The sequence below is a fragment of the Bacillus cereus group sp. MG9 genome, from assembly GCF_040459995.1.
GTDB classification, from domain to species: domain Bacteria; phylum Bacillota; class Bacilli; order Bacillales; family Bacillaceae_G; genus Bacillus_A; species Bacillus_A mycoides.
Window position 1 is genome coordinate 4,160,896 of record NZ_JARVHC010000001.1, and the last position, 15,804, is coordinate 4,176,699.

Consider the following 15,804-nt stretch of genomic DNA (forward strand, 5'->3'; position numbering starts at 1 on the left):
TTCTTCATACAATATTTTACAAACGAATTATATCACGTGAAACTATTTTACTGTACTAAATATTCGGATTTTCTAGCAAAAAAATTTAATCCACTCCTTTTAAAGAAGTTGAAATGAAGCTGTCTGCTATATAAAGCAAATAAATACGAGAACCCTATCAAAATATAAATTCACTTAACTTCCTCTTTGCTGAATCAAGTATCCGTCTCACTCTTTCAGGATGATTTATCCCATGTAAACGCCCTAAGTCTCTATATGATAAATGAGGACTTTCTATATACGTTGTTATTCAACTCACTTCGACATCATTACAATACTGGTCGATTAATAACCTAGTTTCTACATTCCCCTCAATACGAAACGGCGAATCAATCTTTTCTAAGTCTTCCACAAGGTCAATATTTTGATGATTAGCCCTTCTCTTATCAGTCGTTAATTTCGATTTTATTAGGTTGTAACCTGTACATTCTAATGACTTTCTGATTTTTTCATACAGATAATGCTCATCATTCCATGAATGTTCTTGGCAAACACGCCATAACTTCTCCCAAAATACACTTTCGAAATCATCTCGAAAAATCCGCTTATTTTTCCATGCATTTTCAAATTTATTGAGAGTTGATTGAATTAACCATCCAATTAAATAATCATTAAAAATGATATGGAAGGCATCCTCTCCTTCTTCCAATCGAAGTAAAGCATACTTATTCCATGTCTTTTCTACTGCAAGCACCTGATTTACTTTTTTATTATCATAAATTCGCTTTATTCGTTCTAACTTATCTTCCTGCTGTATTTGAATGTGTGTTTTCTTTTCTCTTTTGTATAATTTCATGTTGCCGTCCCTCTCTAATTTTCATAATTTTTAAAATCCAATGTGACAAAATCATAAAAAATGTTGTATTTATGAATGTCTAAAAAGGGAAAGGAACTATCTCTCCCCTTTCTATTGGTCTCTACACGCATAAAACGTGACACTAAACTCTAAAAAATCATTATTTATATGGACGGACGGCACCGAAACCAAAAAAAAGACGAGGAACAATGTCTTCGGCTTGCATACTACAACATTCTCCTGCACGTACACCTGTATCTAAAATAAGTTTAATCATGACGTAACTTCTAAACCCATGGAATGTACTTATATCGATTGAGTATAATACTTTCTTTATTTCATCTACCGATAACAATATCTTTTGTTTCCGTTGCGGCTTAATCGATTCAATTTTAGATACCGGATTCTTAACGATATCCTCTTCAGCTTCTAAAAAGTTGAAAAACACCTTAATATTTCGAAGGTAATTAGCAATTGTTGTTTCACTAATGGTCTTTCCATAATCTGTTCTACGTGTTGGATAATTAATTTGTTCACTAGCCATATTAGATGTAAATGTGTATTTACCACGTTCCCGCAAATATTTAATGTACGTTCGAATATGAAGAGGTTTCACCTTATCAACATCCGTAATCTTTAGTTCTCTTTCTAAATATGAAACAAATAGTTTCAACGTTTGGTCGTATGACCGAATTGTTTTCCTACTTAGATGCTTTGCATCGCAATGAAGCAAAAAGTTTTCAACATTCATCTGAAACTTATTCATACAACAAAAAAACCTCCTAGCTATTGGAATTAAAATTTCAATCCAATAAATAGAAGGTTTTTAAATTAACCGCCAATTACCTATGTACTTTATTGCCTACATACGTAATTCGTTGGTTATTAAATTTTGTTATGAAATACGCTTAACACCTTGATATTACAGCGTTTACGAAGCCTTATGTTCAAGTCTTAGCTTATCCGCAACCATTGCGATGAACTCGGAATTCGTAGGTTTTGCTTTTGACATGGATACTGTATAACCAAATAAGGACGAAATAGAATCAATATTCCCACGGCTCCAAGCTACTTCAATTGCGTGACGGATTGCGCGCTCGACACGACTTGCTGTTGTATTATATTTCTTTGCAATATCTGGATATAATACTTTCGTAATAGATCCTAGTAATTCGATATCATTGTACACCATAGAGATTGCTTCTCGTAAGTACATGTACCCTTTAATATGAGCGGGTACACCAATTTCATGAATGATACTTGTAATACTCGCATCTAAGTTTTTCGGTTTTCCATCTATCGTTGTTGCTGATCGGAAAGATGGTAATGGACGTTTAATAGTAGCACTTTCCTTACCACTAACTTGACGAATATGACTTGTTAAATTCTCCATATCAAATGGTTTTAATATGAAATATGATGCCCCTAAATCAACCGCTTTTTTCGTCACATCTTCTTGTCCGAATGCTGTCAACATAATAACGCTAGGTTGTCTTAACCTTTCAATATGTCGCATTTTCTCTAGCACAGCTAGACCATCTAAATGTGGCATAATAATGTCTAAAACGAGTATATCAGGCTGCTTTTCTTTCAATAAGTTTAAACATTCTTGACCATTGTAAGCAATTCCGATAACTTCCATATCATCTTGGGCAGCAACATAACTCTCTAGCATCGATACCAATTCTTTATTATCATCCACAAGACATACTTTAATTTTCTCCACAGTTTTTCCTCCCTTACCGAATCGATTCTTCCGACATGTGTAAGCTTCTAGGCTACATGAATTGTTCGACAATTGTGTGAAAATTCCCTTTAAAGTTTCTTACTTTCCGATAAAATCACAAAAAAATATGTTTATCGTTCATTTTTTTACTTTCGCAACACATTCCATCATAGAATTACAGCGAAACGTTCAACCCTTTGCTTATATCTTACAACAAAAAACAGCTCTTGCGGAGCTTTTACAAAATTTCAACGAATTTTTCAAAAGAAAAGCGAGCTAATATGTATTAGCTCGCTTTTTTCTCTTGATCATAAATATTAATTCCAGCCTCATGTAACATCCATTCAATATGAACACCGTATCCTGACGTTGGATCATTTACAAATACATGTGTAACCGCACCAATTACTTTCCCATTTTGTACAATCGGACTTCCACTCATTCCTTGTACAATACCACCCGTTTTTGCTAGTAAACGTTTATCTGTCACTTTTATAACCATACCTTTTGTAGCCGGGAACTTTTGTGGTACCGTACTAACAACTTCAATATCAAACGCTTCCACCTTATCTTGATCAATAACTGTTAATATTTTCGCTGGCCCTTCTTTTACTTGATGGGATAATGCGATAGGCATTGCTTTATCCATTATGCCGTTTGTCATATCTGTGTTTAATTTCCCAAAAATACCATACGGGCTATTTATTGTAATATTACCAATCACTTCACGATCCGGTGAAAATCTTGCTAATTTTTCTCCCGGGTTCCCGTGACTTCCTCTTTCAATAGACGTTACTGTCGAACGCATAATTTGTCCATCTTCTACTTGAATTGGCTTTTTTGTATCATTATCGGAAATTACATGACCAAGCGCTCCATATTTCATAGAATCTGGATGTACAAATGTCATCGTTCCGATACCAGCTGCTGAATCACGAATATACAGTCCAATTCGGTAAGAGGATTCACCATTGTCTTTTTGTGGTGTTAGCTTAGCACGAATATATTTTCCATCTCTTAATAAAACAAGATTAAGCGGTTCACCTGTTTCTCCACTATTATGAATAAATGGTGCTACATCACTCATTCTTTCAATTATTTTACCATTGATTTCAGTAATCATATCTCCAATCTGTACACCAGCTGTTTCACCAGGAGATACTTTACCCTTTTCAGTTTGAATTAAATGATGGCCTACAACAAGTACACCTTTTGTGTTCAATTTTACACCAATCGATTGTCCACCTGGAATAACTTTAAAATCTTTTAATACTTTCACATTTACTTTTTTCACTGGAAATCCAGCAAGTTGAAACACCATATCAGCTTCACCATTTTGGTGAGAATTTACCATAAGTTCTTGTTCATTTGAACTTACAGTAAACACATTACGATTTGTAGATGCAGCCTTAAAAACTGGTAATGATGCTATTTCTGATTGTTGTCCTTCAAAAACAACAAGTTGCTTCGGAGATGAAATAAACGTTCGAAGCGGTTTAAAACATCCAATAAAAACTAGAGAAACAAGGAGACAAAGACCTATTATTTTTCGAAATCTTTCTAATTTCAATTTGTTCACTCTCCTCGCTCCTACCCCACATTCAGCCTCTTGGCTTCACTTTTTAATCTCTCCTTGCAGCGCTTTATTTATAACCGGAAGAATTAAGAAATCGTCATTTGAGAAAAAAAAGCTATCCATTACTGGATAGCCTCTGCTGTCTGTTTGAAATGATGCGCTTGCGTAAGTAACTCTTTCGCATGCTCTGTCGTTAAATCTGTAATTTCAACACCAGAAATCATTCGAGCAATTTCTGTTACTTTTTCATCCGTACTTAACACAGTAACCGATGTAATCGTACGATCATTCGCCACTTGTTTTCTAATAAATAAATGAGAGTCCGCCATTGAAGCTACTTGAGGTAAGTGCGTAATACAAAGTACTTGCGAGTTTACTGATACACGATAAATTTTTTCCGCAATAGCCTGTGCAACCCGACCACTCACACCCGTATCCACTTCATCAAAAATAACAGATGCAACACCTTGATGCTTAGAAAAAATGCTTTTTAAAGCTAAAATAATACGAGATAACTCTCCGCCAGAAGCGACCTTTGAAAGTGGCTTTAACGGTTCACCCGGATTCGTTGAAATATAAAATTCCACATGATCGTAGCCATCCGCCGTAAGTTTTACCGGTGTTCCTTCCACGAGAGGTTCTTCTACATTTCCTACCCTCTTCATAATTCTCACTTCAAATTTCGTTTTTTCCATATATAGTTCTTTTAATTCTTGATGAATAGCGCTTGTAAGATGATCTGCAAGCTCATGACGCATAGTACTTAACAACGTTGCTTCTTTTACAATAACACCTTCTAATTTCGTTAACTGCTTTCTCGTCGTTTCAATATGTACGTCTTTATTTTCAATCGTAAAAATTTCTTGTTCAATTTTATCAGCATACGCTAAAATCTCTTCTACAGTATTTCCATACTTTCTCTTTAACATACGGATTTCATTCAAACGTGTTTCAATTTCATCTAGACGTTTCGGATCATATTCCATCATATCTAATTTTTCTCTAAGCTGGTATGCAACTTCTTCTAATAAGTAATAACTATTCGCAATAGAATCATGATTTTCTTGATACGCTTCATCTAAGTGCGTAATACTCTCCATTTGTCCCATTGCATTTCTTACGTGATCCAATCCCTGTCCGTCTCCACTTAACGAACGATACGCATCTCCTAATGCTTTATAAATCTTTTCAAAATTGGAGATTTTTAATCGTTCCTCAGTCAATTCATATTCTTCATCCATTTTTAAATCCGCCTTACGAATTTCTTCATGTTGGAATTGAATTAAATCTAGACGATGGGCCATTTGTTGTTCATTTTCACTTAAAGATTTCAGCTGTTTTTTTAACTTCTCATAGTCTGTATATACATTTTGATATATGCCCAATTGTTTAACAATGCGATTTCCATCAAAATGATCAAGCATAAACATATGACGTTCTTCATTCATTAAATCTTGTGTTTCATGCTGTCCATGAATATCAACTAGCGTTTTTCCAATCTCTTTTAATATGCTGAGTGTAACAAGTTTCCCATTTACACGACAGACACTTTTTCCGTTCGCAGCGATGTCACGCTTCAAAATAATCATGCCATCTTCTATTTCTATATCTAACTCTTCTGCCTTTGCGATACATGGATGCTTGTCATCTTCTACATAGAATAAGCCTTCTATCTCAGCCTTTTCTGTTCCATATCGAACAAATTCTGCTGAACCACGGCCACCAACAAGCAAACTAATTGCATCAATAATAATGGATTTTCCAGCTCCTGTTTCACCACTTAAAACGGTTAAACCTTTTTGAAAAGAAATATTTAATGCCTCAATAATAGCAAAGTTTCTGATCGATAATTCCGATAACAATGCCCCATTCACCTCGTTATAAACTAATCCCCTATTAAGGGCTTTTCTCAGTATTCTTCATTCAAATAGTTATACTATATGTTTGTATGTATAAATTACTCTTCTAACCCGCTCCATTGTACCAAACATTCGTTTTACGGGTCAATCCACCTATTTTCTAACTTCATTCAAAAAAAATAATGTATTGTATTTGAAAATCCGTATTTTTCGCCAATAAAAATATCTTGTTTACTTTCCACTTTACAGAGGAAAGTAAACAAGATTTTTCTGTTAAAGCATATTTAAGAAACGATCAGAGACAACACCTGTATCTTCAGGTGTACGGCAAATAATTAAGCAAGTATCATCACCACAAATGGTTCCGACGATCTCATCCCACTCTAAATGATCAATGAGTGCCCCAAGTGAATGAGCGTTACCAGGCAATGTTTTTAGCACAAGCATATGTCCTGCCGTGTCTAATTTTACAAATGAATCCACTAGATTTCGTTTTAATTTTTGCAACGGATTAAATCGTTGATCTGCTGGCAAGCTATATTTATAGCGGCCATCATGTAATGGCACCTTCACTAAGTGCAGTTCTTTAATATCGCGCGATACTGTTGCTTGCGTTACATTAAACCCCACATTACGTAAAATATCAACTAGTTCATCTTGTGTTTCAATTTCTTTGTTAGCAATAATTTCCCTGATTTTAATATGGCGCTGACCTTTATTCATACATTTGCACCTCACACTATCTCTTACCATAGTTTAAACATTGGTATACTTCATTTATTTATGTTACCGTATAATCCATTACTTGTACACAATTGTTTTTACAATCATTATACGATTACAACAAAAAGAGGAACAACATATGTTATTCCCCTTTCCCTTTTTGTTTTAGAACATCATGTGCTTCTGTAACAACTTGCTCAATAGAAACCGGAGAATGATTTTCGCCATTCTCACGCTCACCGTGCCACTTTAGATGAATTAAAAATTCAATATTTCCATCCCCGCCTGTAATTGGTGAGAATGTTAAACCTTCGATATTATAGCCTTCCTTAAGAGCAAAATCGACAATCATTTCCACGACAGCTTCATGTACTTTTCTATCACGAACAATGCCTTTTTTCCCGACTTGTTCTCGTCCAGCTTCAAACTGAGGTTTAATCAATGCAGCTACATCACCATTTGGCATAAGCATTGTTTTTAAAACCGGCAATATAAGCCTTAATGATATAAATGAAACATCAATACTTGCAAACTGCGGTAAACCACGCTCTAAATCTGCCGGTGTCACGTAACGGAAGTTCGTTCGTTCCATCACAACAACACGCTCATCTTGACGCAATTTCCACGCAAGTTGATTATATCCTACATCTAATGCGTAGGATAACTTCGCCCCATTTTGAAGCGCACAGTCTGTAAAACCACCAGTTGATGAACCAATATCTATCATAACCTTATCTTGTAAATCAAGTTGAAATGTTTCTAATGCCTTTTCAAGCTTATAACCACCACGGCTTACATACGGCATGACTTGCCCTTTCACCGTAATCTCCGTATCTTGTGAGATTTTCTCCCCTGGCTTATCGAGTCTCATTTCATTCGCATATACAAGACCTGCCATAACAGCACGTTTAGCCTTCTCACGCGTTTCTATAAGTCCTCGCTCTACTAATAGTACATCTACTCTTTCTTTTTTTACGCTCATTTGTTACGCCCTTTTTTGTTTTGATGGAATCATTGTATGAATACGGTCTACAACAGCATCTGTTGTTAAACCAATTTCTTCTAACAGTTTTGTTACACTACCATGCTCTATGAAGCGATCAGGAATACCCATTCGTTCAATTAAAGCACTATGGTATCCGTTCTCAGAAGCAAATTCAACTACTCCCGTTCCAAAGCCACCGATTAAACAAGCCTCTTCAATCGTTAAAATCGGTATATTTTTCCCTAAAAGCTCATGTAAATATGTTTCGTCCATCGGCTTAATAAAGCGAGCATTCACTACTTTCACTGATACTCCAGCTTGTTCAAGACGCTCAGCTGCTTCCATTGCCATCGGGATTGTCGTACCAAACGTTAAAATTGCTGCTTGTGTGCCTTCTTTTAACGTTTCCCATGTACCGATTGGAATCGCCTTTAATTCTTCATCCATTTGAACGCCAAGTCCATTTCCGCGTGCATAACGTAAAGCAATCGGTCCATCTTCGTATTGCATCGCTGTATATACTAAATGTTGACCTTCATTTTCATCTTTCGGCATCATAAGCACCATATTCGGCAAGTGACGTAAAAACGCGATGTCAAATACACCTTGATGCGTTTCACCGTCTGCTCCTACTAATCCAGAGCGATCTATTCCAATGAAAACATTTAAATTCTGGCGACAAATATCATGAACAACTTGGTCGTATGCTCTTTGTAAAAATGTTGAATAAATTGCTAAGAACGGCTTCATCCCTTGTGTTGCCATACCAGCTGCCATTGTTGTAGCATGCTGCTCTGCAATACCTACATCAATCATGCGATCCGGAAATTCTTTTTGGAATTTCTCAAGTTTCGATCCAACAGGCATTGCAGGCGTAATTGCAACGATACGTTCATCCGTTCTCGCTAGCTTAAGCACTGTTTCACTAACAACAGCACTCCATGCTGGTGCAACTTCTTTCGGTTTAACGAAGTCACCTGACTCAATTTTATACGATCCTGTTCCATGCCAAGTTCCAATAACGTCACTTTCAGCTGGTTTATAACCTTTTCCTTTTTTCGTAATAACATGAACAAGTACTGGGCCTTTTGTTTTCTTTGCATATTGCAACGTTTCGAATAACTTTTCATAATCATGCCCATCGACCGGACCTAAATATGTAAAGCCTAATTCTTCAAAAAAGACGCCTGATACTAGTAAATATTTTAGACTATCTTTTATTTTCTCTGCTGTCGCAGCAACTTTCCCGCCGACTGCTGGGATTTTCTTCAATATATACTCTAGTTCATCTTTTACCCAATGGTACTTCCCTGCGGTACGTAAACGACCAAGTACATTATGAAGTGCACCGACGTTTGGTGCAATTGACATTTCATTGTCATTCAAAATAACAATCATGTCCGTTTTTTCATGCCCAATGTGGTTCAATGCCTCTAAAGCCATTCCGCCTGTTAATGCACCATCGCCAATGATTGGTATAACGTATTCTTCCGTTTTCTTTAAATCACGTGCTAGAGCCATTCCCATTGCAGCAGATAACGATGTCGAACTATGACCAGTTTCCCAAACATCATGCTCACTCTCGCAGCGTTTTGGAAAACCACATAGACCTTGGTATTGCCTTAATGTGCCGAATTCTTTCGCACGCCCTGTTAAAATTTTATGTACATAGGATTGATGTCCTACGTCCCATAAAAACTTATCTTTCGGACTATCAAATAATTTATGCAGAGCAATTGTGAGTTCTACTACACCTAAATTAGGTGCAATATGTCCACCTGTTTGAGAGAGCTCTTCAATTAAAAACTTACGAATATCCTCACTCAACCCCTCTAGTTCACTGATAGACATATCTTTCAAAAAACTAGGGTTTTGAATTTGCGTTAGATCCACATGGATCACTCACTTTCATTTCATAATCTGTCAACATGTCAAATATTATAAGAAACATTTACACAACACAAGAAATTATCTTTTCTATTCTTTTTATCTTGTCCTGCTTTCAGAAAACACTTCCATTTTTTCACTTATCATATTATACATCATATTTCTTTACGTGATGAAAAAAATAGCCGCTAACACGAAGTGATAACGGCAATGTAATCTACATATATTTTTGCCAATAACAAGAAAAGAAAAACCTTTCCTACATTTATATCATAAAATGATGAATGACTCAACAAATGGAAACGCTGTTATATTAGTTATTACGTTTTGCGATTAAATCACAAATAGATAGTAAATATTCATCTTGTAATTGTAAGGAGCTAATAGAATCTTTTGCTTTTGCAATTTTCTCCTCTAAAATAGATTTTGCTCTATCTACAGTAAATAACGTCGTATATGTGCTCTTCTCGTTGGAAGCATCACTACCAATCGGTTTTCCAATCTCTTCTTCTGTTCCTTCTACATCCAAAATATCATCTCTAATTTGGAAAGCTAGACCGATATATTTCGCAAATGCAAGTAACTTCTCTTCTTGCTCTTCTGTAGCATCAGAAAGTATCGCGCCTGCAAGTACAGCAAACTCAAGCAGTTTACCTGTCTTATGATTATGAATGTACTCTAATTCATTAATTGTAAGTCGTTTTCCTTCAGCTTCCATATCTGCCACTTGTCCAGCAACCATTCCTTCAGGTCCTGCTGCTTTCGCAAGCTCAAGTACAAGTCTTACTTTTTTTTCAGCAGAGATTTCTTTTTGCTCATATGCCATAATAACTTGAAAAGCATATGTCAACAAACCATCTCCCGCTAAAACTGCCATTGCTTCACCAAATACTTTATGATTTGTAGGCTTTCCTCGTCTTAGATCATCATCATCCATACAAGGTAAATCATCATGAATTAACGAATATGTATGAATCATTTCAAGGGCACAAGCTGCACCCACTCCAAGATTTCTTTCTTTCCCAAACGCTTGTAACGTTGCAAATAAAAGTAACGGGCGGAGACGTTTCCCACCCGCTTCCAAAGAATATGCCATCGCTTCACGAAGCACATTTGGACATTGTAATTCATTTGCATAGCTTACAAGCTTTTCTTCTACGAAAGTTTTACTCTCTTTCAAAAAAGCATCAAAAGCTATATGTGTCACTATGCTTCATCTCCTAAAGCAGTAAACGGTTTAAGCTCTCCATCTTCCCCAAGGATAACTGCCATTTGTTCTTGTACATCTTTCAATTTCTCATCACAAAGCTTAGATAATTCCATGCCTTCCTTAAAATAAGAAATTGCTTCCTCTAAAGGTACATCACCTTGTTCAAGCTTAGAAACGAGATGCTCAAGCTGCGAAATTGCTTCTTCAAAGCTTAACTTATTTTCCATTATTCAATTCACGCTCCTCTATGCTTGATACGCTACAATCTAGTATTCCATCTTGTAATTGAACCGAAACAGCATCTCCAAGGCTAACATCTTTCACGCTTTTTAATACTTGTTTCTCTTCATCGTATACAAGCCCATACCCTCTCATCATTACTTTAAGCGGGCTTAATACCTCAAGCTTTTGAGCCGCTCTCACAAATACGAACTCCTTCGTTTGAAGTAATGTTTGCATTTCACGTTGCAACTGCTTTTGCAACGTTTCAATTGCCGTTTTCGTTTGTATAATTTTTTGAGATGGGTGGTGCTTTTCTAAATAAAATGAAAGTTGCTTTAATTGATTTACTTTTTTATCTATATAACGCTCTTTCGCTAAAACAAGTTGTTCAAGAGCCCTGTCTAACTGCTCTTCTTTTTGCTCGTACACTTGCCTTGGATAACGGAACGCATAAGATTTTTGTAACACTTGCAGTTTTTCTTCTTTTTTATGTACTCTCTCTCTCATTGCTCTTTGCAATCTCAGAGTTCTTTGTAATACCTTTTCTTGTAACTCTATAGTATTAGGTACCGCCAATTCAGCTGCTGCAGTCGGTGTTGGTGCACGTAAATCCGCGACAAAATCTGCGATTGTAAAATCTGTTTCATGGCCTACAGCCGAAATAATCGGAATCTCACTTGTGAAAATTTCTCTTGCAACTACTTCCTCATTAAAGGCCCATAATTCTTCAATAGAGCCTCCACCACGTCCAACAATTAAAACATCAATATCTCCCATTTCATTCGCTGTACGAATTGCTTGTACAATCGAGGGAGCTGCTGACTCCCCTTGTACAAGTACAGGAAACACAATAACATTTCCAATTGGATAACGACGTTTAATTGTTGTTATAATATCGCGAATTGCTGCTCCTGTTGGCGACGTGATTACACCTATTGTTTTAGCATACGGAGGAATTATTTTTTTATAAACTTGAGAAAACAAGCCCTCTTCCTCTAAACGAACTTTTAATTGCTCATAAGCTAAATGCAAGTTTCCAATTCCGTCAGGCTGCATGTCTTGAATATAAATTTGATAAGAACCACTCGCCTCGTAAACAGAAATTTTTCCTTTTACAAGTACTTTCATTCCATTTTCCGGCCTGAATTTAATGTTACGATTATGACCCGCAAACATAACCGCTGCAATTCTTGCATTTTCATCTTTCAATGTAAAATACATATGACCACGACTATGATATTTAAAGTTGGAAATTTCTCCTTTTAACCAAACAGACTGTAAATGCGGATCATACTCTATTTTTGTTTTAATATAGCGTGTTAATGCTGTAACGGTTAAATATTGTTTCTCCATTTCTCTCTCCTCATAGCCGATTCAAATTATTGAAAAACAACACCTGCACGCTTTGCAGACTCCACAGTGTTGTGAAGAAGCATTGTAATAGTCATTGGGCCGACTCCTTTTGGCACAGGCGTAATGTAACCTGCAACGTCTAATACATTGTCAAAATCAACATCACCACAAAGTTTGCCTGTTTCTAAACGGTTAACACCAACATCAATTACAACCGCACCCTCTTTAATATAGTCAGCTGTTACCATTTTCGGTCGTCCAACGGCTACGATTAAAATATCAGCTAACTTCGATAATTCTTTTATATTTTGCGTCTTAGAATGACAATATGTGACAGTTGCATTTTCATTTAAAAACAGTTGCCCCACTGGTTTACCAACAATATTACTTCTTCCAATTACAACAACATGCTTTCCAGAAATATCAAGATTCGTTTCTTTTACTAATTCTAAAATGCCATGCGGTGTACATGGAAGGAATGTGTCTTGTCCCGTCATCATACGTCCTACGCTGATTGGGTGAAATCCATCTACATCCTTTTCCGGTGAAATTCTTTCAATGATAGCTTTTTCTTCAATATGTTTTGGTAAAGGTAATTGTACCAATATGCCATTAATGCGGTCGTCTCCATTTAAGCGATCGATTTCAGCAAGCAAACGCTCCTCAGTAATCGTTTCAGGAAGTTCAATTAGCTCTGAATAGATTCCTACTTGCTCACAGCCTTTTTCTTTTCCTTTTACATAAGAACGAGATGCTGGATCTTCTCCAACTAAAATAACTGCTAATCCTGGTACAATCCCTTGCTCTTTTAACTTCACAACTTTTTCTTTTAATTGTGCTCGTTTTTTCTCCGCAACTTCATTTCCTTTGATGATTACTGCTACCATTTTAAGTTTCCCCCTTAAAGAAATTACAGTGTATCTTTTATATTAGATAAAACGCCGTTAATAAAACGACGAGATTCCTCATCCCCAAATGTTTTTGCGATTTCAATTGCTTCGTTAATTGTTACATTGTGCGGAATTTCTTCCATGTATTTCATCTCACACACAGCTACACGTAAAATACTGCGATCAACAATACTAATACGCTCAAGCTTCCACTTTTTTAAATTTTGACGAATTGCTGCGTCAATCTCTTCTTTGTTGTCTACAAATCCTACAACAAGTGATTCTAGAAACTCATTTGTTTCTTCGCCTTCATCTAGCGTATTTTCCACCGCTACTTTCGGTTCTAATTCACCTGTAATATCCATTTGGTATAATGCTTGCATTGCTCTTTCTCTAGCCGTCCTACGTTTCATTGTAACTCTCCTTTATACTTCAAGTCTTTCCTTATGTTTTGTTATATTATTATAATTTATAAGCCGTCAATTCACTTACTCTTGCAGTTTTCATTGATTTTCCAACCTTATAATACAATGATAATAACACAATTTATCGTTTCACACACGGGGTACAAGGCTGAAAAATAATAAAAAGATTAACTTCAAGTTCCATATCTTATCACAATGTACGTTTTTTGGAAAAATGAAACATACCGTTTTATTTTTCTTTTTTTTTGAAATAGTATAATAATTAGAGGGTTTTAATTTGTGAAGAAATGAAACGATAAAAAAGATGCCTATTTTACTAGGCACCTTTTTCCACTCTTACACTGGTTCGATTTCTGTTTTTTGTGTTTCGAATGTTACGCCAACGATGTGAACGTTCACTTCTTTTGGCTCAAGTCCTGTCATTGTAAAGAGTGCTTGGCGAATATTGTCTTGAATTTTTTGTGCAACAACCGGAATCGCTACACCAAAATACATCACAACATAAAGGTCAACAATAATATCTTCGTTTGCTAATTCAACCTTTACACCTTTACCATGATTTTTCTTACCTAACTTCTCAACAACATCTGTAGCAAAATTACCACGCATTGCCGCTACACCTTCTACTTCAGCAGCTGCAATACCTGCAATTACTTCGATTACTTCTGGTGCAATTTCTACTTTTCCAAGAGTTGTATCTTGACCCATATCTAACATATGTTCAGCCATGAAAAAAACCTCCTTTAATGTATCACTGCGTCACAAGTTCATGCTCTTCCAAAAATTTCGTGTTAAACTCACCTTTTACAAAATCAGGATGCTCTAGCAATTGCAAATGGAACGGGATTGTTGTATGTACGCCTTCAATGACAAACTCACTGAGCGCTCGCTTCATTTTTGCAATTGCCTCTTCACGTGTTTTTCCGTGAACAATTAATTTAGCAACCATCGAATCATAGAAAGGTGGTATTGAATATCCCGGATATACAGCTGAATCGACGCGAATACCAAATCCGCCTGGTGGTAAGTACATTTCTACTTTACCTGGAGATGGCATAAATTTTTTGGCAGGGTTTTCCGCATTAATTCGACATTCCATTGCCCAACCATTAAATTGTACTTCTTCTTGCTGTAACGATAACTTTTCTCCAGAAGCAACAAGAATTTGTTCTTTAATTAAATCCATCCCTGTTACCATTTCAGTAACTGGATGTTCAACTTGGATTCTCGTATTCATCTCCATGAAATAAAAGCTTTTCGTTTTATATTCATAAATAAACTCAACCGTACCAGCACCTGTATAATCAACCGCTACCGCCGCTTTAACTGCTGCCTCACCCATTTGCTTGCGAATATTCTCATCAAGTGCAGGTGATGGACTTTCTTCTAATAGTTTTTGCAGACGGCGCTGAATTGTACAATCACGCTCTCCTAAATGAATGGCATTTCCATGTGTATCTGCCATTATTTGAATCTCAACATGGCGGAAATCTTCAACGTACTTCTCCAAGTATACACCAGGGTTCCCAAAAGCGGTACTGGCTTCTTGCTGTGTAATTTGAATTCCTTTTACAAGCTCTTCTTCATGGCGCGCAACACGAATACCTTTTCCGCCGCCACCTGCAGTCGCTTTAATGATAACTGGATATCCAAGTTGATTAGCAAGCTCGATCGCTTCTTCGGTATTTTTAATAATCCCTTGTGAACCTGGTACAATCGGAACCCCTGCTTCTTTCATTGTATCACGTGCAACGTCTTTTGTGCCCATCTTTGAAATGGCTTCTGGGCTTGGACCGATAAAAATCAAGTTACACTCACGGCATAATTCTGCAAAATCTGCATTCTCTGCTAAAAATCCATATCCCGGATGAATTGCATCACAACCTGTTAATTTCGCAACACTAATAATGTTCGTCAAATTTAAATAGCTTTCTTTTGAAATCGTTGGTCCAACACAATAGGCTTCATCTGCAATTTGCACATGAAGTGACTCTTTGTCTGCTTCTGAATAAATTGCAACTGTTTCAATATCCATTTCTTTACAAGCACGAATAATTCGTACAGCAATTTCCCCACGATTGGCTATTAATACTTTTTTTATCATCACAAAGAC

General features: G+C 36.3%; 15 protein-coding genes. All 15 read right to left on the reverse strand.

Annotated elements, in window-relative coordinates; all coding sequences use genetic code 11:
- Positions 1-289 precede the first annotated feature (289 nt).
- The 15 genes from QCI77_RS21320 to accC all read right to left on the reverse strand — a co-directional run bounded on the left by QCI77_RS21320 (position 290) and on the right by accC (position 15,795).
- Entirely contained in the window at positions 290-835 is a 546-nt protein-coding gene (locus tag QCI77_RS21320; RefSeq protein ID WP_353825448.1) for a sigma-70 family RNA polymerase sigma factor, read from the reverse strand.
- Between the two features lie 160 nt (positions 836-995).
- Positions 996-1,601 carry a tyrosine-type recombinase/integrase gene (locus QCI77_RS21325; RefSeq protein WP_353825449.1) on the reverse strand — a complete coding sequence of 202 codons (606 nt, stop codon included), beginning with the start codon at positions 1,599-1,601 and terminating at the stop codon, positions 996-998.
- Positions 1,602-1,766: 165 nt separating this feature from the next.
- Positions 1,767-2,561, reverse strand: a complete 795-nt coding sequence (gene spo0A / locus QCI77_RS21330) for a sporulation transcription factor Spo0A (protein WP_002015081.1) — start codon at positions 2,559-2,561, stop codon at positions 1,767-1,769.
- Positions 2,562-2,847: 286 nt separating this feature from the next.
- Positions 2,848-4,140: a SpoIVB peptidase gene (spoIVB, locus tag QCI77_RS21335; protein WP_353825450.1), complete on the reverse strand. Its 1,293-nt coding sequence runs from the start codon at positions 4,138-4,140 to the stop codon at positions 2,848-2,850.
- A gap of 119 nt (positions 4,141-4,259) precedes the next feature.
- Positions 4,260-5,999: a DNA repair protein RecN gene (gene recN / locus QCI77_RS21340; protein WP_002088564.1), complete on the reverse strand. Its 1,740-nt coding sequence runs from the start codon at positions 5,997-5,999 to the stop codon at positions 4,260-4,262.
- A gap of 270 nt (positions 6,000-6,269) precedes the next feature.
- Positions 6,270-6,719 carry an arginine repressor ArgR gene (gene argR / locus QCI77_RS21345; protein ID WP_002015076.1) on the reverse strand — a complete coding sequence of 150 codons (450 nt, stop codon included), beginning with the start codon at positions 6,717-6,719 and terminating at the stop codon, positions 6,270-6,272.
- Between the two features lie 142 nt (positions 6,720-6,861).
- Positions 6,862-7,701, reverse strand: coding sequence for a TlyA family RNA methyltransferase (locus tag QCI77_RS21350; RefSeq protein ID WP_002015074.1), 840 nt, complete (start codon positions 7,699-7,701; stop codon positions 6,862-6,864).
- Positions 7,702-7,704: 3 nt separating this feature from the next.
- Positions 7,705-9,597 (reverse strand): 1-deoxy-D-xylulose-5-phosphate synthase, encoded by a 1,893-nt coding sequence (gene dxs / locus QCI77_RS21355; RefSeq protein ID WP_353825451.1) that lies wholly within the window; start codon positions 9,595-9,597, stop codon positions 7,705-7,707.
- Between the two features lie 307 nt (positions 9,598-9,904).
- Entirely contained in the window at positions 9,905-10,798 is an 894-nt protein-coding gene (gene ispA / locus QCI77_RS21360; RefSeq protein WP_002015072.1) for a (2E,6E)-farnesyl diphosphate synthase, read from the reverse strand.
- Positions 10,798-11,028: an exodeoxyribonuclease VII small subunit gene (gene xseB, locus QCI77_RS21365; RefSeq protein WP_000428422.1), complete on the reverse strand. Its 231-nt coding sequence runs from the start codon at positions 11,026-11,028 to the stop codon at positions 10,798-10,800. Before xseB ends, ispA begins: the two co-directional genes overlap by 1 nt.
- Entirely contained in the window at positions 11,018-12,376 is a 1,359-nt protein-coding gene (gene xseA / locus QCI77_RS21370) for an exodeoxyribonuclease VII large subunit (protein WP_002015068.1), read from the reverse strand. The genes xseB and xseA overlap by 11 nt, the downstream gene beginning before the upstream one ends.
- A 26-nt stretch (positions 12,377-12,402) precedes the next feature.
- Complete coding sequence (gene folD / locus QCI77_RS21375) at positions 12,403-13,263, reverse strand: bifunctional methylenetetrahydrofolate dehydrogenase/methenyltetrahydrofolate cyclohydrolase FolD (protein ID WP_353825452.1); 861 nt, start codon at positions 13,261-13,263, stop codon at positions 12,403-12,405.
- 23 nt (positions 13,264-13,286) lie between these two features.
- On the reverse strand, positions 13,287-13,679 hold the full coding sequence (gene nusB / locus QCI77_RS21380) for a N utilization substance protein NusB (protein ID WP_002067080.1): 393 nt from the start codon (positions 13,677-13,679) through the stop codon (positions 13,287-13,289).
- Between the two features lie 348 nt (positions 13,680-14,027).
- Entirely contained in the window at positions 14,028-14,420 is a 393-nt protein-coding gene (locus tag QCI77_RS21385; protein WP_000807630.1) for an Asp23/Gls24 family envelope stress response protein, read from the reverse strand.
- Between the two features lie 22 nt (positions 14,421-14,442).
- A complete protein-coding gene (gene accC, locus QCI77_RS21390; RefSeq protein WP_002015065.1) occupies positions 14,443-15,795 on the reverse strand; it encodes an acetyl-CoA carboxylase biotin carboxylase subunit in 1,353 nt (450 codons plus the stop codon).
- Positions 15,796-15,804: the final 9 nt, after the last annotated feature.

Coding starts and splice junctions, on each gene's coding strand:
- xseB (WP_000428422.1), bottom strand. CDS start 11,028: ATGGAAAATAAGTTAAGCTTTGAAGAAGCAATTTCGCAGCTTGAGCAT.
- nusB (WP_002067080.1), bottom strand. CDS start 13,679: ATGAAACGTAGGACGGCTAGAGAAAGAGCAATGCAAGCATTATACCAA.
- QCI77_RS21325 (WP_353825449.1), bottom strand. CDS start 1,601: ATGAATAAGTTTCAGATGAATGTTGAAAACTTTTTGCTTCATTGCGAT.
- accC (WP_002015065.1), bottom strand. CDS start 15,795: ATGATAAAAAAAGTATTAATAGCCAATCGTGGGGAAATTGCTGTACGA.
- QCI77_RS21320 (WP_353825448.1), bottom strand. CDS start 835: ATGAAATTATACAAAAGAGAAAAGAAAACACACATTCAAATACAGCAG.
- xseA (WP_002015068.1), bottom strand. CDS start 12,376: ATGGAGAAACAATATTTAACCGTTACAGCATTAACACGCTATATTAAA.
- folD (WP_353825452.1), bottom strand. CDS start 13,263: ATGGTAGCAGTAATCATCAAAGGAAATGAAGTTGCGGAGAAAAAACGA.
- QCI77_RS21350 (WP_002015074.1), bottom strand. CDS start 7,701: ATGAGCGTAAAAAAAGAAAGAGTAGATGTACTATTAGTAGAGCGAGGA.
- QCI77_RS21385 (WP_000807630.1), bottom strand. CDS start 14,420: ATGGCTGAACATATGTTAGATATGGGTCAAGATACAACTCTTGGAAAA.
- argR (WP_002015076.1), bottom strand. CDS start 6,719: ATGAATAAAGGTCAGCGCCATATTAAAATCAGGGAAATTATTGCTAAC.